26 protein-coding genes are annotated in these 17,717 nt (G+C 58.6%); 6 read left to right on the top strand and 20 right to left on the bottom strand.

Features of this window, described 5'->3' with window-relative positions:
* Positions 1 to 466 precede the first annotated feature (466 nt).
* The 3 genes from L1081_RS28230 to L1081_RS28220 form a co-directional block, all read right to left on the bottom strand.
* A complete protein-coding gene (locus tag L1081_RS28230; protein ID WP_489417926.1) occupies positions 467 to 991 on the bottom strand; it encodes a hypothetical protein in 525 nt (174 codons plus the stop codon).
* A gap of 120 nt (positions 992 to 1,111) precedes the next feature.
* Positions 1,112 to 1,735 carry a tyrosine-type recombinase/integrase gene (locus tag L1081_RS28225; protein ID WP_337321427.1) on the bottom strand — a complete coding sequence of 208 codons (624 nt, stop codon included), beginning with the start codon at positions 1,733 to 1,735 and terminating at the stop codon, positions 1,112 to 1,114.
* Between the two features lie 164 nt (positions 1,736 to 1,899).
* Positions 1,900 to 2,541, bottom strand: a complete 642-nt coding sequence (locus L1081_RS28220; protein ID WP_489417925.1) for an OmpA family protein — start codon at positions 2,539 to 2,541, stop codon at positions 1,900 to 1,902.
* A gap of 181 nt (positions 2,542 to 2,722) precedes the next feature.
* On the opposite strand from L1081_RS28220, the gene L1081_RS28215 reads away from it, so the two are divergent.
* Positions 2,723 to 3,043 carry a hypothetical protein gene (locus L1081_RS28215; protein WP_489417924.1) on the top strand — a complete coding sequence of 107 codons (321 nt, stop codon included), beginning with the start codon at positions 2,723 to 2,725 and terminating at the stop codon, positions 3,041 to 3,043.
* 158 nt (positions 3,044 to 3,201) lie between these two features.
* Positions 3,202 to 3,705 (top strand): GNAT family N-acetyltransferase, encoded by a 504-nt coding sequence (locus L1081_RS28210; protein ID WP_489417923.1) that lies wholly within the window; start codon positions 3,202 to 3,204, stop codon positions 3,703 to 3,705.
* 74 nt (positions 3,706 to 3,779) lie between these two features.
* On the opposite strand, the gene L1081_RS28205 is transcribed toward L1081_RS28210, so the two are convergent.
* The 4 genes from L1081_RS28205 to L1081_RS28190 all read right to left on the bottom strand — a co-directional run bounded on the left by L1081_RS28205 (position 3,780) and on the right by L1081_RS28190 (position 6,884).
* The gene (locus L1081_RS28205; RefSeq protein WP_489417922.1) at positions 3,780 to 4,310 is read right to left on the bottom strand and encodes a T6SS immunity protein Tdi1 domain-containing protein; all 531 of its coding nucleotides are present in this window, start codon (positions 4,308 to 4,310) and stop codon (positions 3,780 to 3,782) included.
* A 207-nt stretch (positions 4,311 to 4,517) separates the two neighbouring features.
* A complete protein-coding gene (locus L1081_RS28200; RefSeq protein WP_489417921.1) occupies positions 4,518 to 5,552 on the bottom strand; it encodes a phosphotransferase in 1,035 nt (344 codons plus the stop codon).
* A gap of 199 nt (positions 5,553 to 5,751) precedes the next feature.
* Positions 5,752 to 6,471 (bottom strand): tetratricopeptide repeat protein, encoded by a 720-nt coding sequence (locus L1081_RS28195; protein ID WP_489417920.1) that lies wholly within the window; start codon positions 6,469 to 6,471, stop codon positions 5,752 to 5,754.
* 89 nt (positions 6,472 to 6,560) lie between these two features.
* A complete protein-coding gene (locus L1081_RS28190) occupies positions 6,561 to 6,884 on the bottom strand; it encodes an HxlR-like winged helix-turn-helix transcriptional regulator (RefSeq protein WP_489417919.1) in 324 nt (107 codons plus the stop codon).
* Positions 6,885 to 6,942: 58 nt separating this feature from the next.
* Here L1081_RS28190 and L1081_RS28185 point away from each other — a divergent pair, with 58 nt between their 5' ends.
* The 3 genes from L1081_RS28185 to L1081_RS28175 all read left to right on the top strand — a co-directional run bounded on the left by L1081_RS28185 (position 6,943) and on the right by L1081_RS28175 (position 8,811).
* Positions 6,943 to 7,485 carry a carboxymuconolactone decarboxylase family protein gene (locus tag L1081_RS28185; RefSeq protein ID WP_489417918.1) on the top strand — a complete coding sequence of 181 codons (543 nt, stop codon included), beginning with the start codon at positions 6,943 to 6,945 and terminating at the stop codon, positions 7,483 to 7,485.
* 60 nt (positions 7,486 to 7,545) lie between these two features.
* Entirely contained in the window at positions 7,546 to 7,872 is a 327-nt protein-coding gene (locus tag L1081_RS28180; protein ID WP_489417917.1) for an EthD family reductase, read from the top strand.
* A gap of 276 nt (positions 7,873 to 8,148) precedes the next feature.
* Positions 8,149 to 8,811, top strand: coding sequence for a DTW domain-containing protein (locus L1081_RS28175; RefSeq protein WP_489417916.1), 663 nt, complete (start codon positions 8,149 to 8,151; stop codon positions 8,809 to 8,811).
* 53 nt (positions 8,812 to 8,864) lie between these two features.
* Here the strand turns inward: L1081_RS28175 and L1081_RS28170 are convergent, their stop codons facing one another.
* From L1081_RS28170 to L1081_RS28130, 9 genes are all read right to left on the bottom strand, one after another.
* On the bottom strand, positions 8,865 to 9,464 hold the full coding sequence (locus tag L1081_RS28170; protein ID WP_489417915.1) for a hypothetical protein: 600 nt from the start codon (positions 9,462 to 9,464) through the stop codon (positions 8,865 to 8,867).
* Between the two features lie 144 nt (positions 9,465 to 9,608).
* The gene (locus L1081_RS28165; RefSeq protein WP_143696738.1) at positions 9,609 to 9,944 is read right to left on the bottom strand and encodes a hypothetical protein; all 336 of its coding nucleotides are present in this window, start codon (positions 9,942 to 9,944) and stop codon (positions 9,609 to 9,611) included.
* A gap of 368 nt (positions 9,945 to 10,312) precedes the next feature.
* Complete coding sequence (locus L1081_RS28160) at positions 10,313 to 10,678, bottom strand: hypothetical protein (protein WP_489417914.1); 366 nt, start codon at positions 10,676 to 10,678, stop codon at positions 10,313 to 10,315.
* Between the two features lie 6 nt (positions 10,679 to 10,684).
* Positions 10,685 to 11,449, bottom strand: a complete 765-nt coding sequence (locus L1081_RS28155) for a hypothetical protein (protein WP_489417913.1) — start codon at positions 11,447 to 11,449, stop codon at positions 10,685 to 10,687.
* Positions 11,450 to 11,642: 193 nt separating this feature from the next.
* Positions 11,643 to 12,029, bottom strand: a complete 387-nt coding sequence (locus L1081_RS28150) for a hypothetical protein (protein WP_489417912.1) — start codon at positions 12,027 to 12,029, stop codon at positions 11,643 to 11,645.
* A gap of 124 nt (positions 12,030 to 12,153) precedes the next feature.
* Positions 12,154 to 12,468, bottom strand: coding sequence for a hypothetical protein (locus L1081_RS28145; RefSeq protein WP_489417911.1), 315 nt, complete (start codon positions 12,466 to 12,468; stop codon positions 12,154 to 12,156).
* 49 nt (positions 12,469 to 12,517) lie between these two features.
* Positions 12,518 to 12,910, bottom strand: coding sequence for a hypothetical protein (locus L1081_RS28140; protein WP_489417910.1), 393 nt, complete (start codon positions 12,908 to 12,910; stop codon positions 12,518 to 12,520).
* An 82-nt stretch (positions 12,911 to 12,992) separates the two neighbouring features.
* Complete coding sequence (locus L1081_RS28135) at positions 12,993 to 13,304, bottom strand: hypothetical protein (RefSeq protein WP_489417909.1); 312 nt, start codon at positions 13,302 to 13,304, stop codon at positions 12,993 to 12,995.
* Between the two features lie 109 nt (positions 13,305 to 13,413).
* Positions 13,414 to 14,469 carry a S41 family peptidase gene (locus L1081_RS28130; protein ID WP_489417908.1) on the bottom strand — a complete coding sequence of 352 codons (1,056 nt, stop codon included), beginning with the start codon at positions 14,467 to 14,469 and terminating at the stop codon, positions 13,414 to 13,416.
* 227 nt (positions 14,470 to 14,696) lie between these two features.
* Between L1081_RS28130 and L1081_RS28125 the strand changes: the two genes are divergently transcribed.
* The gene (locus L1081_RS28125; protein ID WP_489417907.1) at positions 14,697 to 15,278 is read left to right on the top strand and encodes a helix-turn-helix domain-containing protein; all 582 of its coding nucleotides are present in this window, start codon (positions 14,697 to 14,699) and stop codon (positions 15,276 to 15,278) included.
* A 310-nt stretch (positions 15,279 to 15,588) separates the two neighbouring features.
* Here the strand turns inward: L1081_RS28125 and L1081_RS28120 are convergent, their stop codons facing one another.
* The 4 genes from L1081_RS28120 to L1081_RS28105 form a co-directional block, all read right to left on the bottom strand.
* Positions 15,589 to 16,083, bottom strand: coding sequence for a GNAT family N-acetyltransferase (locus L1081_RS28120; RefSeq protein WP_489417906.1), 495 nt, complete (start codon positions 16,081 to 16,083; stop codon positions 15,589 to 15,591).
* A gap of 167 nt (positions 16,084 to 16,250) precedes the next feature.
* On the bottom strand, positions 16,251 to 16,823 hold the full coding sequence (locus L1081_RS28115) for a hypothetical protein (RefSeq protein WP_489417905.1): 573 nt from the start codon (positions 16,821 to 16,823) through the stop codon (positions 16,251 to 16,253).
* 118 nt (positions 16,824 to 16,941) lie between these two features.
* Positions 16,942 to 17,379, bottom strand: a complete 438-nt coding sequence (gene imm45, locus L1081_RS28110) for an Imm45 family immunity protein (protein WP_489417904.1) — start codon at positions 17,377 to 17,379, stop codon at positions 16,942 to 16,944.
* A 44-nt stretch (positions 17,380 to 17,423) separates the two neighbouring features.
* Positions 17,424 to 17,648 carry a hypothetical protein gene (locus L1081_RS28105; RefSeq protein ID WP_489417903.1) on the bottom strand — a complete coding sequence of 75 codons (225 nt, stop codon included), beginning with the start codon at positions 17,646 to 17,648 and terminating at the stop codon, positions 17,424 to 17,426.
* Positions 17,649 to 17,717 lie beyond the last annotated feature (69 nt).

The raw sequence follows: 17,717 nt of genomic DNA, 5'->3' as shown, positions 1-17,717 counted from the left end.
CAGCCCAGAGCCAGACCCGATCCCGGGCCGACGCGCGACCCGGCACCACCAGTGGTGAAGATCTGCTTCGAGTGCATCATCCGGGACGCGCTGGATCCCGAGCGCTTAGTGCGCCGCGAACTGCGAAGCAACTTCGAAGGAACTCGCGCATGGCGGGTCAGCATCCATTGCGCATCGAGGCATTCTGAGGGTCACCCCCGGAAGCACCCCGACATTCCTATCTGTGGCCGGTTAATGACGGCCACAGTCTGTGTGCACGCGCTTCCAGGTTAGACGACCTCAACTCCGAACGGAATCGCTGTTCACGCGCCGCGAACGTCTGCTAAGCCGCGAATTCAGCGGAGTGGCCGACCGGCTGCTATTGGCCGATTGTTGCCGGACCCGAGGTCAGTGCGCACGCGCTTCGAATGCAGTGGTCAACCGCTTCCTTGTGGCCGCCGACAGCCGACGGTAGCCCTTGGCCGTTTTAGTGCCGCGGAGCGGCCTGCGCCGCGGCTATCCGCGCCTTCGCGAGCTCGAAGCTGTCGCCTTCCCAGACATCTACGCGGCTGCCGTCTGCCACAAATTGCTGGTGAAAGTCCCTGGCAAAGCTCCACGGGTGGTAGAGCCAGCCTTCTGCGCTTGCCTCCGCGCTCTTACCAAACCAGAGGTCAAGAATCGCAATGTCGATGGTCACGGACAACTGAAGCGCCTTCCTGGTCCCTGTCCGCCAGTCACCTCTAGTGTCGGCAAAGAAGACCGGATGCTTGACTACGAGTGCGTCGATTGATTCCTGAGTCGCAGCCGGGAGCTGACCAATCACGTCGAGAACAAGGAACTCGAAAAACAGGTCCATCCAACGCTTTTCGCGGTGGTAGGGTGCCATGGTCGCATACAGGGCGTCCAGCGAGAGCGGGAGGCTCGGTTCTGACGGATTTGCTGGAGCAACGGTGTCGGTCTGCTGGGAAGGTGCAGCAGCAGGGCGAAACAGGTTTAGGCCGCGCTTGAACATAAGCAATGGTGATACTCCGGGCGCGTAGCGCCGCGAATCTGAGTTGAGTTCGAAGGACTGCTGTTGGCCGCATTCTGCCGGAGAGCCGCCCGGTCAAACAAGGCCGGGCGGGCTGCAGCTTCAGGCGTCGGTTTGCTCAGCCATCTCCAAGGCGTCTTCAACTTCGATGCCCAGATAGCGAACCGTGCTTTCCAGCTTGGTGTGTCCGAGCAGCAGCTGTACGGCGCGCAAGTTCTTCGTGCGTCGATACACCAGTGACGCTTTGGTCCGCCGCATGGAATGAGTTCCATACGCTGCAGGGTCCAGTCCAATTTCCGCGACCCATCCATCGACGATTCTTGCGTACTGCCTCGTTCCAAGATGCGGCGATGCGGTAACGCGGCTGGGGAAAAGGAAGTCTTCGGCCCGAAGCTGAGCCTTTGCGATCCATGCACCCACTGCTTCTCGCGTCGGCTGCGTTAATTCAAACTGGACCGGACGGCCGGTCTTTTGCTGGACCACGCTGCCTCGCGCTGCCGCTCGGTCACCGGTAGCAACATCCCGAACATGCAGCTTGACCAGGTCGCAGGCTCGCAGCTTGCTGTCAATACCAAGGTTGAACAGTGCCAGTTCGCGCGTCCGGCAGGACAGCTGCAGCCGGACCCGTATCGCCCAGATTTCCTTGAGCTTGAATGGCCGTTTTTGCCCCACAAGCTTCTCCTTGTTCCAGGGCGTCCGAGAATTTTTGACGATCAGTGTTTCCATGTCGATCTCCTGCGCGAAGTTAAGGGATCGACACTTTGCGCTCGGTCGCTCTGGGCGCTATCCGGCTGTACGCCTTGCTCCAAAGCGGTCACTTAACGAGTGCGGTACACGGCCCCTACGTATGTCTGGCGACGACCTTCATGTAGCGATCAGGTGTGTGGTGGTCAGGTTTTATTCTGACGAAGGATGACAACCTTCACCGCGGTCGAACGGTCCCGCGCGCGCCCTTCGCGGGTGTTCTCATGTCTGGGCGCAGCGGCCGTCACGATGATGCGGCCTGGCGGGATGCCACGGGCCTCGAAATACTTGCGCATGAACTCTGCACGCTTGCGGTCCACAGCCCACTGCGGCATCTCGGTGCGTTCGTTGGGATCTGCGTAGCCGGTGATCTCGATGCGAGTCACCTCGAACCCCTCGCTGATCCTGGCTGCGAGCTGGTCCAGTTTGGAGAAGGCAAGGGGATGCGGGTAGGCTTGCATGAGGTTGAAAAAAACGTCCGCCTCGAGGGTAACCGCGACCACCTGCGCCCCGGCAACACGCCGCTTGAGAGCAATGGGCTGCAGATTGCTTGGGGCTGGCAAACCGTTGAGCTTTTGCAGGGCGGGAATGGATGCCTCGGTATCCCAGCCGCAACGATCGAGCAATGCTTGCAATTGCTCTGCGCTGGTGGCCGATTCTGCGTATTGGCGAGCGCAGACACTTGTGCTTGCTGGAGCATTGGAGGGGGCGTCAGCGGGCCTGCTGGCGCAACCAATAAGCCCTGCTACCAAGGCAGCGGCAAGCGAACACTCAAGGATGTAATTCATTTTTTCGAATTGGTGCTGTCAATCAATGCAATGAGACGCGGCTGGCGTGCTCGCTCTGTCTTCCATCGACGCTAGTCAGTCAGAGGGATGAGTTGGATCGACCCAACGAGCGTCCGCTCCTGGCCGACTGCCGCCGGCGGCATGCTACCTTCCGGGCCGACATGGCTCGTTGGAATCATAGATGGACGATTGGCTCGAAAGACAAGCTCCGCTCGACGTGGCGGTAGCGAATGCCCTGATTGCTGCGACCCCGGAATGGTGGAAGTCGGCCAGCCTTTTCGCCGCCCGGGAACAGGAAGGCTCGCAGGAGCGGATGACCATCGTCATCACGTCGCCGGACGGGCAGCCAGAGCCTGTTAGCCCAACCGAGGAAATCTATTCGAGCCTCTACGCGCTTGCCGACCTTTTTCGTGAGCGCGGGACCATTTGGCGCTCCGCGTCATACTCCGTCAGCCAGGACGAAGACGGCGACTGGAAGTACTCGGTCCAGTTCACCTACTAGCAAACTGGACGGCGAGGTCGAAGGTCCGGTCGTGGCCGACTGTAGCCGGACAGGCCGTCCCCGCAAAGGCCCTAAGCGGCGGTTCCGCGCTTCCGTCTGCGGGGTGGTTCATGGGCGAATGAGTGGCGACCCAGGGACATCCTCTGCGGCGCTGGGATATGCTGCGCAGCGTGGCAACAATTCCAGAGCCGTTGATTCAGGTGCGTGAGTTTCAGCGAGGCGACGAGCCCGCGCTGCGGCTCGTTTTCGAGTCTGCAATCCATGATGTAGCGATTCGCGACTACACCCTGGAACAGGTCAACGCCTGGGCACCGCGCCAGTTCGACCAGGAACTCTGGGCGAAACGCATGCAAGGAATTGCTCCGTTCGTCGTAGCGCGGGACGACGTCATCGTCGCTTACGCTGACGTGCAGACCACCGGCTACATCGACCACTTCTTCGTCTCCGCACCTGCCAACGGACAAGGAATTGGACGGAGATTGATGCAACGCATACATGAACGAGCCGCCCAATTGGGCATTCCCGAGCTCACGTCGGAAGTGAGCCGCACCGCGCAACCGTTCTACTTGCACTTCGGGTTTGAAATTGTGGACAAGCACGTGAATGAAGTGCGCGGAGTCGGAATAGAGTACGCCGCGATGCGGAAGTTGCTCCGCGGCTAAGCGACCGATCGAACTGCCTTGGCGAAAGGCTGGTTCTGGCCGATAGTGCCATGTCGGAATGGGCGGCAGCGTTCTCAACGAATGTTGACGTCGTCCACGCGAGTGCCGATGGGCAAGTCCCGTGTCTGGTCGAGCAACTGCGTCGAAACCTCCCAGTACACCTCAAGGTTCACGAGTTCAAGGTTGTCCGTTGTGTCAGAGCCTCCCAGGAAGAGTGGTCGCTTGTACCCGACACATTGACTGATGCGAGGCGCTGCACCGCCCGCTACCCGCCATTGCTTGTAGAAGCTTTCGGCCAGGGCCTCTTCCCTGTACTCGATAAGTTCGGCGTCATGGAACGCAACGAGATCACAGGGCACTTCAAGTGCTTGCCCCGTTCCCGGCTCCAGCATCACGACAGCCGGTCCGCCGTCGACGCGACGACCTGAGTCGAGCGCAAACAGTCGGCCCAGCCAATCAACTCCGAACGGTGTGACTCGGCCTGCGAAGCGAGGAAACGCGTTGGTCGCCCGCTGGGCCCAACGCGACACGGCGCCAGTTGAAATGACTCGATACATGCCGTCGTTGAAAGAGCTTCCCCCGTACTGCTCTAACAGTTGGTCCACCTCCAGGTTCCCCGACCTCGGAGCGGTTCCCACGGAAGCAAGGTCCTCACGTTGGTCTCGCTGGAACACATCCCCAAAGATTTTGAACACTGGAAGTCCTTGAGCTCGGTTTGGGACGCGGCCACCGTCCGCTTTCGGGTAGATTCTGGCGCATGGCCGAGTGACTGGTCCTGGCCGACTGTAGTCTGTCGTGGCCAGCGTCCGACCTCAGCTCAACATCTCCAGGCAGCGGAGGTCTTCCGCCGCATGCTGAATGCGTACGAGCTGCGGCCACCAGACGTAGGCCGACATGTTCCTGTTGAATCGGGCGAGAGGCGTGCGAAGATGAAGAAGCACTGCGAGCCGATAGTCTTCCTGAAGTTCTTCGCGCGAATAGCCGCTCACGCCGGAAGCCGCCAATGCGGCGTAGTAGCGGTCCAGCAGCTCATTCTCGAAGCGCTGACGCACCTCCCGGTCCCATTGCAGCGCCATCATGTAGGCAAGGTCCCAAACGCCGACACCGACATGCCAGCCATCCCAGTCAATGAGCTTCGGTATATCGAGCTTGTCGTCGCGCGGCAGCATCCAGTTCCAGACATGTGCGTCGCCGTGCACCAAGGTCTTCCCCTGCAGTTGTTCGGACCGCTCCACCAGTACAGGAAAGTCGCGCAGGAATCGTGTGTACATGACCCGTGTGCGGTCATCCAGCGCATCGCCAGCCTGGCTGAACAAGCGCTCAGATGCCGGTTCGAGCCAGTCCGATGACCGTAGCCTTTGCCAAAGCGTAGGGCTCGTGCCTTGCCAGCTGGCGTTGCCCCATCCCGCAGCGTGAAACTGCGCCAACGCTTCGACTAATTTGGTGCTCCGCGCGAGGGTCGGCGGCAGCGGAGCTTCGCTGGGGCGTTCGTGCGAGCCGGACAAATCCTCCATCAGCAGCCACGTTCGCCCGGTCATTTCATCCGTGCCACCAGCGAAAAACTGGGGAACGACGGGGCAATTCAGGCGCTCCGCGATGGTCTGATAGAACGGCAGTTCTTCCCGCCCAAACCCGACGTGCGAAGCCTTGAGCACGGCCTGCGTCGGAGCGCTGGTCCCGCCAGTCCACACCAGCGTCACACCCACCAAGTCGGAAAGGTAGCCAGGAGCCTCTATGGGTCTCGGGGTTGCGGAACGCAGCTGTGCACCGTTGAGGTCGACGTTCTGCGATATTGCCTCCATCAAGGGCTCAATAGTGAGCAGGCGTGCCAACAACGAGCTGTCCAATACGACTCCTCTGAGCGCACGAAAGTGCGTCTACCTTGCGGTTGATGATTGTGTGTGAACTGGAGGCCTGAGTCGAACGTCCGCCGCCCGAACGAGACATTGGCTTTGCTCCAAAAGGAGCCGCTCGCGAGGGGCGGCAACCCGTGCGGCAGGTACACGCATGCGCCAATACGAGGGGCCTTGGATAGGCCGGACCTTCCTACCGGCGCTCGGGAGCATCAACTTCGATCCGCCCCTTGCTAGCCTCGATTTTCTCGATGAAGGCTCTCGCTTCGATCGACATATCCGATTCCTTGGGCAGAAGGTCCTTGGTTCTTCTTAGATCGGCTTCAGCTTCTTTGAACTTCCCAATGTTGAAGTACGAAACGCCTCGGCCATAGTGCGCCAAAGCAGAGCTTGGATTCGACTCAATTACCAGGGAGTAATGCCCGATAGCATCGAAATAGCGTCCCTGCACCCTGGAGATCGCACCGAGACCATTTTGCGCTCGAATAAACCTCGGGTCTTGTCTCAGAAGGTCTTCATACACTATTTTCGATTCAGCGTATCTGCGCTGGAAGAAGAGCACGGTTCCCAGTTCGTGCTTTGCAATCGATTCGTCGGGGGTCGCTTGGAGAATCTCTCGATAGAGGGATTCGGCTTTGCTGTAGTCCTCGCGGCTCGCAAATTTTCCTGCATCCGCGATCCTTTGGCGGTTTTCAGCGTGTCGTATCGCAATGCCAGTTTCTCGGACTGAGCTAGACCCATCCGAACGGATTTCGCTCCCGATGTACCTAGAGTCTTTTGTGGCAGAGGTGAACCTCAGGAAATCACTACCACCGCCGGTACTTTCGTCGCCTGATCCAGACCATTCCAAAAGAGCCGCTGTGAGTCCAATTGTCAGTACTCCCAGGATCACGTGCTGTAGCTTGTTGTTCATTGTTGTGGCGCGCGCCGCATGCGGCGTCAATCAGTTTGCGATTTCAACTTCGTCAGGATCGGCCGCGGCACCTGAGTCCTCGCATTTTCTCATCGCTTTCCTTGCCCCCACTGATCCGCCCAGGCTGACAACGGCTTCAGCGCCTTCGTAAGCCGTCGCCCTTCGTCCGTTAATCGATAGCCGCCCTCGGCATGTTCGACAAGGTCGGCCTCCCTCAGTTCAGTGAGCCGCGTGTTGAGCAATCTGGTGTTCGTCTCGCAAGCGTCTTGCAAGGCCCTGAAGGTCAGCGGGTCCCCCCGAAGTTCCCAGAGCACGCGCAGCGCCGTGCGCCGTCCCAATAGGTCCAGAGCCACCATGATGGGGCGTCCGGTGGTGGAGCCGCGAACTGGTTGGCCGATACGAGGTGTCGTCATGCTTTACTTTATACAGCAGAAAGCCTACGATAGCGCGGCCATTGAATCAGGAGTCCGTATGCCCGCACGCATTGAGCCAGCAACTCCACCATTTGGTGAAGACATTTCCAGGCCACTCGACAGACTGATGAAGGGACAGCCCCCTCTTCGGCTGTTCACGACGTTGGCACGCGACCCTCGTCTATTTCAAAAGTTCTTTGCCGGCGGGTTGCTGGACAAAGGCAACTTGAGCATCCGACAGCGCGAAGTCGTGATTCATCGCACAACGGCACTGAGCAAATCCGAATATGAATGGGGCATCCACGTCACGGCCTTTTCAAAGCTCGGCGGCCTGACGCCAGAGCAGGTTCAGGCGACCGTCACGGGTTCGGCGAACGACGCCTGCTGGTCAGCCGAGGAACAGGTCCTTGTGCGCCTATGCGACTCTCTGCACGAGCACTCCGACATCGACGATGGACTGTGGAACGAGTTGCGAAAGTACTTTGCCGAAGAAGCCATCATCGAATTGCTGATGCTTGCTGGCTTCTATCGCACCGTCAGCTACCTGACGAACGGGCTGCGCATGCCCTTGGAAGAGGCGGGCGCACGATTCCCGGCTTGAGGCGGCTTCTGGGCGAGGCGTCGGCGTATTGACTACCGTGCAACAACAGGAGAACTCTCGATGATCAAAGTCAGTGTCATGTACCCGTATGCCGGAGGTGCCCGATTCGATCACGCTTACTACCGCGAGACGCATATGCCAATGATGAAACGGCTGCTCGGCACTGCATGTCTGTACTACATGGTAGACAAGGGCATCTCAGGGCGCGCCCCGGGCACAGACCCTGTTTACGTAGCCAAATGCGAATTCGTCTGTACTTCTGTCGAAGCTTATCGGGCAGCTTCTGGCCAGCACCAGCAGGAGATCAGGGGCGACATCGCCAATTACACGGATATTCAACCCGTGGTGCAGATCAGCGAAGTGGTAGTAGAGCGTTCGGAAGTTTGACCAAGGTGCGAATTGGCCAAGCACCGCATCCGCGTATGGCAAATCCCGGGGATAGTGCGGTGCTTTTGCAAGCGTTTCACCACGTCGACGTAGTCGCGAAGCCAGCCCAAGCGGTGCGATGTCCGGTTGTGGCCGACTGTAGCCGGTCACGTCGGCGCAGTGAACGGGCCCACTGCGGTCTTCCGACATTGTCCAAAGCTGCCGGTCGCCACGCCACAGCTAAGAGACATCTCCTTCCACGCATTGTCAGCCAGGCACGCTGAATAGAATCCAGCCGTGTCCGCCGCTTTAGTCCCACGCCCCCAGTGCACCGTTTGCCTCCGCCCGCTCAGCGCCTGCATTTGCCGCTGGGTCGCGCCCACCGAGCACGCGGTGGAAGTACTAGTGTTGCAGCACCCGCTGGAGGTACACCAGGCCAAAGGCAGTGCCCGCCTGCTGCACCTCAGCTTGGCTCATTGCCGCTTGGTGGTGGGTGAGGCATTTGCCATGCCAGTCTGGCCGGTGGACGGCAAGCACACCGTGTTGCTGTACCCGGACAGTCTGCAAGATCCCGCCCCGGACCTGCGGGTCCCACCTCCGCTACCGCCCGAGTGGCCGCAAGCCCCGTCGCGCCTGCGCCTAGTCGTGCTGGACGGCACCTGGCGCAAAAGCCGAAAGATGCTCTACCAAAGCCCGCCACTGCAACAGTTGCCCCGCTTGGCCCTGCGCAACCTGCCGCCTTCGCACTACCGTATCCGCAAAGCCCATGGGCCCGATCAACTGTCCACGTTGGAGGCGACCTGCTACGCCTTGTGCCAACTGGAAGGCGGCGCGGCGCGGTTCCAGCCCTTGTTGGACGCCTTCGACGGGTTTGTGGAGTACTTGGAGCAGGCTGGCGGGCAGCGAAATGCGCAAACTGACAAGTCCTGCCCTCAACCAAGGGTTACGGGGTTCATTTAAGTGACCAGCTAAATGGCAGGTTTTGGCCGGTGACGGCTGTTGGTTGGATTTTCCTAGGCGTGGCCAGGACCGACACGAACAAGGACCACTTGGTCCCTCGCGGCAGATGCGGTGAGCCAATTCTTTCCCTCTTCTCGCGCCAGCCCTTCTTTGACGGAGAAACTGCGCAAAGAGAGGCGGCACCGCTCCGGACGCCACCGATTCCAATCAACGCGCATGGTCACCAACTCTCGACCGCCATCAAAAGTGGCGACGACCGGCGCGTCGCCGACCACAATCTCCAGCGAGGCGTCGGGTTGCTTGCGCTCCAAGGCGCGGGGTACCGGAAGGCCGGATGCAAGTTGAGACTCGTAAGCGGCGTGCGCGGCAATGTGCTCATCCGAGTCGGACGCGATGTCTTCAGCCGGCGGCGTTACCTCTTCGACCTCGAGGAGCGTCACGCAAATCTCGTCCCCTACGCCGAGAGGGAGTTCTTGAATCCATTCGAGGTGCGCTTGGCGGCCATTGCCAAGGTCTCTCATGCCTCGCATGTCGAGCGTCGCGGGATGCTCGCCATCGATGCTCATGTGCACGGAAAAGGAGAGGAGCACCGCGTCCTCCGTGCCCGCCACCACCAGGGGCTGTCCATTGCGCAGAACTTCGAGGGCTTGCATGGTCGGTCGAGTTATAAATGCGGGTCAGCTGGAGGCTGTCGTTGAAGTTCTGCTTGTGGCCGGCTGTAGCCGGTCGCGCTGCCGCCGCGACGAACCTGCTGCCGACCTGTGCCTCGCGCAAGTGCAGAGCAGCCGTTCGGAACGTCAGCGTAGCCGTTCCGCACTACACGAGGCACAGAAACTTGCAGCCGGTGTGCGAAGCGGTTTACCGCATTCATGGCACGGTGGGCCGTAAAGACTCATCCGGTGGTGGAGAAGAGCATTGGGATTCGTCTCCTTGAAACCGGTGATTCGCTCATACGCGGCCAACGACAGATAGCCAAGACCGGCTTTCTGCGCCTCCGCCAATGTGCATCCCGTCTCCTCTCGATATCTCTTCACCTGCTCGATGTAGCTGATCGGGTTGACTGCTTGCCATTCTTCCTCGGTCAGCATGGGCATGTCAGCCTTGCAGCGCCAACAATACATCGTGATCGCCATTGAATCCCTCCCTAACCGTTTTCGAAAGTCTGCTTATGAGCAATTGAGGCGCGTCAGCGACCGGCCGGTTCTGGCCGACGGGCGACTATCGGCAGCCACATTCGGTGGCCCCATCGCGGGAGCCTGTCATGGTCTTGGGATAAATCGGCACCATCTGACCTTGCTTCGCTCGCGCCGCGCAATAGGTTCGACATCGCTCCTCTAGGCGCGAGCCAAGCCAGCCAGCACCAAAGGCAATCAGCACGCTCACCACGCCGAAGGCCACGATAGCTCCAAGCGCAATCAGGCTAGGCGAAATCCGGCGTTTCATGTTTGGACAAGGCTCATTTTGGCCAACGAAATGAATGTCTGGTTGTGGCCGACAAGAGTCAAGTGTGCCCTGTAGCATCACGCAAATCGGCCAAGAGTTCCTCAAATATGTCTTCGGTCACACCCCGAACTTCTTCGGGCAGAAGATGCATGCTCATGGCATCGAGATGCGCAATGAGGGCCTCAGAAATTCCTTCCTGAAGCTTGCGCTCTGACCACGCCCGATAGCTTGGCAAGCTCACAAGTGGAAAATCCTTCGCGCGAGCTTGAAAGTCGAGGGCGCGCCTCGCAATATCAGCGTCTGTGGTCATGCCCAAATCTCTCTGTGGTGTGGCTTGTTGCCGAACGTCGGGTTTTGGCCGAATTTTGCCCGACAGCACGAACGGCCGGTTATGGCCGATTGCGTAGGTTGCTGGGATGCTCATTGAATGCTAGCGTTCGCTGAACATGAGCGCCTTCTTGGCCTCATCGTCGACGAATACATAGGCCGTACCGCCTCCGAAATTCGCCCATTCGAAGAACCATTCACCGGTCTCCCGCACCAAAACTTGCGATGGCCTTCCGGGAAGGTCCACCTGACCTCTTGACCATGCGCCGTAGTGGCGTCTCTCGTTCGGCGGTGCCTCTACCCTCATGTGGTCCTGACCGAATTCCCCGCCCCAGTAGTGCAGATGCTCTGCCCCTGTTTCGACGGGGGATGGAGGAGGTCCCTCGGGCGCCACCGTTCCGACCAACTGAACCAAGAATCGACCAGGTGGTTCCGAACCTTCTTGGTGATTCGGGCCATACGAAGGCCGAGCGCCCAGGTAAGAGTCCCACGGCGAGGGCTCAGTAGCATCCCACCCAACAATGATTGCTTCGGGCTCCACTTCTGCGCCCTCCGGCGATGGCGTGCTGACGCCAGTCTGCTCATCCCTATTCAGGATCACGGCCGCGTTCGCGCCAGAAAGATAGTCCCAATCCCCGCACAAAGCCCCATCCGGACATTGGAATAGGTAGAGCGCACGCCCCTCCTGACCCAGATTGAGAACATCCGAGTGGTGAAATTGGCCTATGAAGTTTTGCGGACGACCGCATACGAAACATGTGGGCCAACGCTCGGCAGGGAAACCGAAAGCAAGTCCGCCAAGCTTGTCCTCGCGGCCATTTCGGACCTTGTAGAACAGGCCGAGCTGGAATTTCGGCTTGAGGTTCATAGGCCAGGTTTCCCCTCGCGAGATGATGGTTTAAAAGACAGACGAAGGGCCTCTCCGCCCTCGCCCGATAGCAGCTTCTGCACGATTGTTGAGGGACCTTCCGTTAGTACGCACGCGCTCACACGGAATACAGGTCGCGACAGTTGTGCGGCAGCGACGAAGTTCCGGTATTGGCCGCATCTTGCCCTTCGGGTTAGTGTGCGCCGGCCGTCCTGGCGATTTCTTGAGCGGCCTTCCAACTTGCCTCTGCCTGGCGCCATGTAACACAGGACAGCGGCAGTCCTAACCCGCTGAGAGCGGCCGATAACACGTCGTCGACATCTCGGCCAGCAAGAGCAAAGGCGTCGACATAAACAGTCGCGCCAAGCTGCGTCGCCGATAAAAACTCGTCGAGAAAGACCATCATTCCGCTCGGAAGGTGGCAACCAAAACCACGAACCTCTCCCATCCCTGGCTCATGCCAGTCCTCAAGTGGGATTGCCAGTTGCGCCGACAGCTGTGAAACCGGCACCCCGACGGTGCAGATCGGGAACTGCATCCGTAACGATTCGCTTTGCAAGAACGGTCGAAGAAGGCTCATTGGTTTGAGTAGCTGGTTCTGGCCGACTGTAGCCGGTTGCGGCCTCTGGAGCTTTGGACGCAAAGCCGAAGTACCCTCTCGTACGGCAGTCTTTCCAGTACAGGTGCTTCGGTCTCGTTTAGACCTAAACGCTCGTTTCTCTACGCGCTCGGCGCCATTCGAAGTGATCTATCACGGAGCGAGCACTGAGCTTGCCTTCCAACAAGGACTTTGAAAAGCCGATCGCGTACTGCCGGAGTTCGGGAGCGCAAAGAAAGAGCATGAACTCGGCCGCATCCACAGTGGAGGCTTCACCGATCGTCAGCATTTCTCTTAGATGGTGTTCGGTCAACATTGAAAAAGATGCGATTGAACCGCCTTCCTCGGGCGCTAACATCCGGCCCAGCCTCAGCAGAATCATCTGCTTCGTGTCTTCATAAAAATCTGGCTGGCTGCTCATAGATCTTCTTGCCTTTCTACAGGTCGTCAACGTCCGCTTCCGGCGAGACTTAGAGCGCGAGGCTGCTATTGGCCGACTGTTGCCCTCTACGCCGAAGGCTCGAACGGACCAATTCCGAAACGATCTCCCCTGCACGAATGGTACGCATCCACGTATCGAACATGTCTTCGCCGATGCCCCGCGCAAAAAAAGTGACGTTTGAGAACGCTCGGGAAATCTCGCGAAGCATCTCGACCAACGCTTCCGCCTCTATCCGGTTATACCCTTGACGCTCCAAGCCCTCGCCTGCAGCAGAAGCACGCAAGTCATCCAGAACATCTCGTCCCCATTCGTTCCGGGTGACGAAATCCACGGCCGCACTGGAGACCATCTCAGGAGTGATGGTCCCCAGCGTGTAGTCCGCGTCGTCCCATTGCAGCTCAAGACGGGTGTAGTAGCTCATCTTTTTTGGTCAAGTACTTGATGCTGTCTCGTCGATTGCAATAGCGGTTCTGAATGTCTGCTCGTGGCCGCATGTTGCTGCTTCAGTCGACCGCAGATTCTGACTTAGCCCGGCGTATCCATGGCGAGTTCGCATCCTCGCGCGAAGCAGACCACCCGAGTGGCATGTCCGCCAGTTCAATAAGCGTGCGGTCGCGCTCTATCAACTGCACAAGCGCCACAATCATCGCTTGGGACATATCGGCGGCGTCGCTCGTGAGCATCTGCCAAGCGCCATCGTCATCGTCGTGGGAGACGTAGAGGATTGGCGCAGTCCCATTCATGATGGGCCTCACGGTGAAGCAAGCGAGGTTCGACGCGTCCTCGAAGGGCCATGCATCGTCACGATCGGGCATGTCTTATTTCAGTGAAATGGATGATGTGCAAGCGCACCGACTGTCTGCTTCCGAGCGAATTGGGCTTCGGCGTCGACTGACAGCTTCTGGCCGAATTCTGCCGTAGCGTCTACTTCTTTCCCGAGTTCAATGCCGCCGAGCGTGTCGTAGCGATCGCCCGGTCTTGGTCGGCAGCTAGAACGGGGTCTAGTTCAACTGCCCGCGCCGCCAGCAGTGCCGCGAGGTGAGCGCGATTCAGTGCGGCGTCGGCAGGCACAGCGATGTCAGGTTGTACCCCGCGGCTCTCCCAGTTGTCCTTTGTGATGGGATTCACAGCTCGGGCGAAAGGCACAAATACCTCAAAGTGCTCACCAAGGCGAAATGGCTTTACCGGGTGAGCACCCCCGCGTGTGGTCTCTCCTATCACAGTGGCCCGCTTCAAGGCTTGCAGGTTGTATGCGAATTCCTCGCCTCCAGAGAAGGTGTCCTTACTAGTAAGAACGTACACCGGGCGCTCGATGAACTTCCGGCCTGGGACGCTGGGGGTCGTCCAAAACGCTTCGATCCGATTGTTCTCTCGATGTAGGAGATCGTTCAGATGAACTCGATCTCGGAAAAGATAACTGGTCACCCAGGCCACCCCGGCCGGCCAACCGCCCCCGTTGTGCCGCATGTCGATGACTAGTGCGGCGGTACCTGCGACGAAGCCGAAAGCAGCAGCAGTCACATCTTGAAGGGCCTCCGGCTTGGAAAAACCTCTGATGTCGAGGTAGCCGATGTTGCCATCCAACCGCTCAGCCTTGACGAAGCCATTGTTTGAGTACGAATAGTAGCGTCGCTCTTCTTCGGCGACTTTCTTGGCAGGCGATGATGATGCGAGGCCCCCCGAGGGGGTGGGATCAAACAAAACCATCAAGTGCTTGTCGCCATTCACGGATCGCAGGTCTGTCTCCAGTTCGAGACGAAGCTCCTGGGCGGTGCGAATGGACGCATAGCCGCCGGATCTCTCTTTACTGCGAATGTGCTTGGCAATCTCTACCGCGCGGTCTGCGAAGACGTAGTTCTGCTCGACGGCCGCCGCGGCGCTGACGGCGATCTTTCGGATGACGTTGGAGGCGATTGGAACCGAGGGGCCGCCGGTTTGTGCTCGAGCCGCACCGACCAATACGAATGTCCCGATCGCCAAGATGGTTCTAAGGCAGAGCAGCAACAAGTTTCTGGAGCCCGAGGGCATCAGGCGCCGACTTTCAAACCTAGAAGGATGCATGAGCGATGTTCAGTTCTAAAGAGGTTCTGGAGCCATAGCGAGTGACCGCTGTTGATGGAATTCTGCAGTACTGCGAGTGCCTTCTAGAGCATCGCGCCGTAACGAATATCTTGTATATTGGAGGAAAACTCCATTAAACTGTCGGAATGGACGTCAATAAACGCATCGCCCTACGCCTTCGTGAGCTACGCGACTCGCGCGGCTACTCACTCGAGACGTTGGCAGAACGATCCGGAGTCAGTCGGTCGAACATTTCGCTGATTGAGCGGGGTCAAAGCAGTCCCTCCGCCACAGTGCTCGACAAACTCGCGATTGGTTTAAGCGTAGCGCTTGCTTCATTTTTCGAAGACAGTGCAGATTCAAATGGATCACCCGAACCTGTAATTCGGTTGGGCGACCAACCAATATGGCAAGACCCCGCTTCGGGCTATGTACGCAGGAGGCTCTCCCCACCTGCGTGTTCGCCGCTTCAAATGGTAGAGGTACTTTTTCCTCCTGGTCAGCGTCTACCGCTCGATTCAGCAGTGCACGACGCCGACATCTATCAGCAAGTATGGTTGCTCGATGGAACAATGGAGTTATCTCTTGGTGAGAAAAACTGGCGTCTTGAAAAGGGCGACTGCCTAGCCATGCAACTTAGTCAGCCGATCGTGTTCCACAACCCTGGTGAAAAGTTTGCACGCTATTTGGTTGCACTTTCCACAGTTTCCCGGTCACCTTTTTTTTAAGTCTTTCTCTTTACTCGCCAAAAAGAGCGTGTGTGAGCAACGCAAAAGCGACCGTCGGCTCGACGCGCGCTTGTCTCTAGCGGTTGGTCTTCGTTAGCTCCAGCGGTCGGCCGACTGCTGCCGGCAGATGGTCAGCGGGCGCGCATCGCCAAAAGCGCATATCGAGAGAGATCGGATGGCTCCTGATTCGCTGGGAATCTCGGCGATGTTAAGGTCAGCGTGGGTGGCCATGCTTTCGGCGTTGAGGGCGAATCGGCAGGTGACCAAGAATGTCCGGTCTTGGCCGGCGGCAGCCGTCGGCGCCTTGCTTTCATTCGCCATCGTCCCGGTCCCGCCTCAGCTCCATCAAGGCGCGTTCCATGATGATGGTTCGCTCCTCGCCATGGAAGGAGTCGCGCACGGCCTTGAAGCCGAGGTCCGCGTAGAACTGCTCTGCAGTCACAGAAGAGGGAACGACCAAGACTTCGATGCCTGCCTTTCTAGCCGCATCTTCAACCACTTCCATGAGGCGCCGCCCGACGCCTCGTCTCTGAACTTCCGGGGCCACGAACACGGTACGCACCGCACGCCCGTCCAAGCTTGCTGTGCCAACAATCCGCTCGTCGTAGACGGCAACAAACACCTCACGCTGCTCGAATAGGTTCAGCAATGCCAAGGGGCTGAAACTGGCCCCGACTCTTTCGATCACCTCAGGCGAGTAGTCCTTGGCGTTGCTTTGGCGGAGCGCGTCCAAGATCACCCTGCTCACCGCAGGCGCATCGTCGACGGTCGCCGCGCGAACAATAGTTGGAATGGATTTCGACATCAGTGCGAGTTGGCGTGCCACTTGAGGGAATTCTGCCTCAATGGCCGGCGACCGCTTTTGGCCGACTTTAGCCGGTGGCTCCGCCTTCGCGAGGAGGCCCGAAGCGGTCTCTTGCTTCGCCACAAAGCAGCCGGTCAACTGAGAAGGTGGGAGGAAGTTCCGCTCGGTCAGAGCCCGCGAGCAACGTCCCAGAGCTCTTCTTTTCTCAGAGCCGGATACCACGCCTCGAACTTGCTGCGCCACCCTTCCAAGGGCTCCGGCAACGGCCTTCGCGGATCTTCACTGAGCGAGTACGCCATTCCTTCAATAAACCACTCCGGCGTGAAGAGCAGAGCGTGAACGCTCCCAATGTTCTCCATTTGAACGTGATGGATAACCTCGTGTCGCACAAAAAAAGGTCGCCAACCTCGCGGCCCGATCACGACCCCAGAGGTGCCAACGTGATACGCGCCTTGGTACTTGAATCCGAAGCTTTCAGCACAGGCCTGCTGCGAACAGAATACAAAGCGCGGCACTTTGCCAATCCGATCTACGCGCTCGGCCACGAAGCTCAGAGCGTCGGCCTTCAAAGCTACTGCTTCTGGAAGCTTGGCCATGTCATCTACACAGACGTTGTCGGCTGTACAGGTCAGCCCTACAAGCTGGGGGGCGAGAACCCGTATTGGCTTGAAAGCAGCCCAGGTGATCGCTGGCAGCGAGGCGGCTATTGCAAGAGCTACAACTGGCAGACGAATACGCATGGGCAGCTTTCGGGGTTCGACTCAGATCAAGAATTTAGCAGTAGTCATGCGCGTGGATTGAATCGCAACCTGCTGGTCTATGACCGCAATTGGCCGGAGGCAGGCAGTCCGATCCAAGTTAAAGTTTCAGGTCTCTTGATGGTGATGAGGGCGCTCCTTCAACACGAACCTCGGCAGGGTAGTTTTGAATCACCTGAACCAACTCGGCCGGACACTCTGGATAAATCCATCTGCTCCAGTTCTCGATCACCCATGCCGTGGACAAGGCTCGAGCATTCGCTTCAGATCTTGCCTCTGCCGGCAGATGAACAAGGACCAAGCCCGCCTTGTATCCGGTGACTACGATGACAGAGAGTCCACTTGGCGAATCCGGAATCTCAACGAGCATGAAATCGACGATGTTTTCGTAGGGCCATACCGCATTACATCGGAAAACCGTGCCCCGAAACAGTGCCGCTGGCTCCCACTCGAGAAGCTTGCTCCAAGCTGCTATCACGCCTTTGACGGCAGCACCCTTTGTCTGCATCAATTCATCGCCCCCGCTTAATTTCGTCATGGACGACCGGTTGATTTATATGACCGCTCCTGGCCGCATCCAGCCTAACCATACAAGATTGCTGCGCCGACAAAGTATGCCGCGATCAGTGTTGCTGCGAGAATCTTTGCGATATGCAGTAGCCTTTCAGGCGACAGCCTGCTCTTCATCAGATGTTCCTCGGGCAGCACCTTCTTGAGCACCCAGGCGCCGAAGAACAACAGAGCGAGTAGTGTCGCGCAGGCGAGTAAGAAGAAGCCCTGGATGATGCTCTTGCCGCTCAATTCCATATCAAGCAACCTTCAGCATTAAAGTTCGAATGTCTGGTCCTGGCCGTGCCGAACTTGCGGACAGGACGG

It is taken from the genome of Variovorax sp. MSC1_012, assembly GCF_023667525.1.
GTDB lineage: Bacteria > Pseudomonadota > Gammaproteobacteria > Burkholderiales > Burkholderiaceae_C > Variovorax > Variovorax beijingensis_B.
This window is presented reverse-complemented; position numbering and strand designations above follow the sequence as displayed.

Bases quoted from the DNA above. Each gene is read 5' to 3' on its own strand.
- L1081_RS28165 (WP_143696738.1), bottom strand. From the start codon at position 9,944: ATGGCGATCACGATGTATTGTTGGCGCTGCAAGGCTGACATGCCCATG.
- L1081_RS28140 (WP_489417910.1), bottom strand. From the start codon at position 12,910: ATGAGCTACTACACCCGTCTTGAGCTGCAATGGGACGACGCGGACTAC.
- L1081_RS28210 (WP_489417923.1), top strand. From the start codon at position 3,202: ATGCTGCGCAGCGTGGCAACAATTCCAGAGCCGTTGATTCAGGTGCGT.
- L1081_RS28180 (WP_489417917.1), top strand. From the start codon at position 7,546: ATGATCAAAGTCAGTGTCATGTACCCGTATGCCGGAGGTGCCCGATTC.
- L1081_RS28220 (WP_489417925.1), bottom strand. From the start codon at position 2,541: ATGAATTACATCCTTGAGTGTTCGCTTGCCGCTGCCTTGGTAGCAGGG.
- L1081_RS28120 (WP_489417906.1), bottom strand. From the start codon at position 16,083: ATGTCGAAATCCATTCCAACTATTGTTCGCGCGGCGACCGTCGACGAT.
- L1081_RS28230 (WP_489417926.1), bottom strand. From the start codon at position 991: ATGTTCAAGCGCGGCCTAAACCTGTTTCGCCCTGCTGCTGCACCTTCC.
- L1081_RS28160 (WP_489417914.1), bottom strand. From the start codon at position 10,678: ATGAGCATCCCAGCAACCTACGCAATCGGCCATAACCGGCCGTTCGTG.
- L1081_RS28190 (WP_489417919.1), bottom strand. From the start codon at position 6,884: ATGACGACACCTCGTATCGGCCAACCAGTTCGCGGCTCCACCACCGGA.
- L1081_RS28150 (WP_489417912.1), bottom strand. From the start codon at position 12,029: ATGAGCCTTCTTCGACCGTTCTTGCAAAGCGAATCGTTACGGATGCAG.
- L1081_RS28105 (WP_489417903.1), bottom strand. From the start codon at position 17,648: ATGGAATTGAGCGGCAAGAGCATCATCCAGGGCTTCTTCTTACTCGCC.
- L1081_RS28115 (WP_489417905.1), bottom strand. From the start codon at position 16,823: ATGCGTATTCGTCTGCCAGTTGTAGCTCTTGCAATAGCCGCCTCGCTG.
- L1081_RS28185 (WP_489417918.1), top strand. From the start codon at position 6,943: ATGCCCGCACGCATTGAGCCAGCAACTCCACCATTTGGTGAAGACATT.
- L1081_RS28195 (WP_489417920.1), bottom strand. From the start codon at position 6,471: ATGAACAACAAGCTACAGCACGTGATCCTGGGAGTACTGACAATTGGA.
- L1081_RS28225 (WP_337321427.1), bottom strand. From the start codon at position 1,735: ATGGAAACACTGATCGTCAAAAATTCTCGGACGCCCTGGAACAAGGAG.
- imm45 (WP_489417904.1), bottom strand. From the start codon at position 17,379: ATGACGAAATTAAGCGGGGGCGATGAATTGATGCAGACAAAGGGTGCT.
- L1081_RS28135 (WP_489417909.1), bottom strand. From the start codon at position 13,304: ATGCCCGATCGTGACGATGCATGGCCCTTCGAGGACGCGTCGAACCTC.
- L1081_RS28155 (WP_489417913.1), bottom strand. From the start codon at position 11,449: ATGAACCTCAAGCCGAAATTCCAGCTCGGCCTGTTCTACAAGGTCCGA.
- L1081_RS28170 (WP_489417915.1), bottom strand. From the start codon at position 9,464: ATGCAAGCCCTCGAAGTTCTGCGCAATGGACAGCCCCTGGTGGTGGCG.
- L1081_RS28145 (WP_489417911.1), bottom strand. From the start codon at position 12,468: ATGAGCAGCCAGCCAGATTTTTATGAAGACACGAAGCAGATGATTCTG.
- L1081_RS28125 (WP_489417907.1), top strand. From the start codon at position 14,697: ATGGACGTCAATAAACGCATCGCCCTACGCCTTCGTGAGCTACGCGAC.
- L1081_RS28215 (WP_489417924.1), top strand. From the start codon at position 2,723: ATGGACGATTGGCTCGAAAGACAAGCTCCGCTCGACGTGGCGGTAGCG.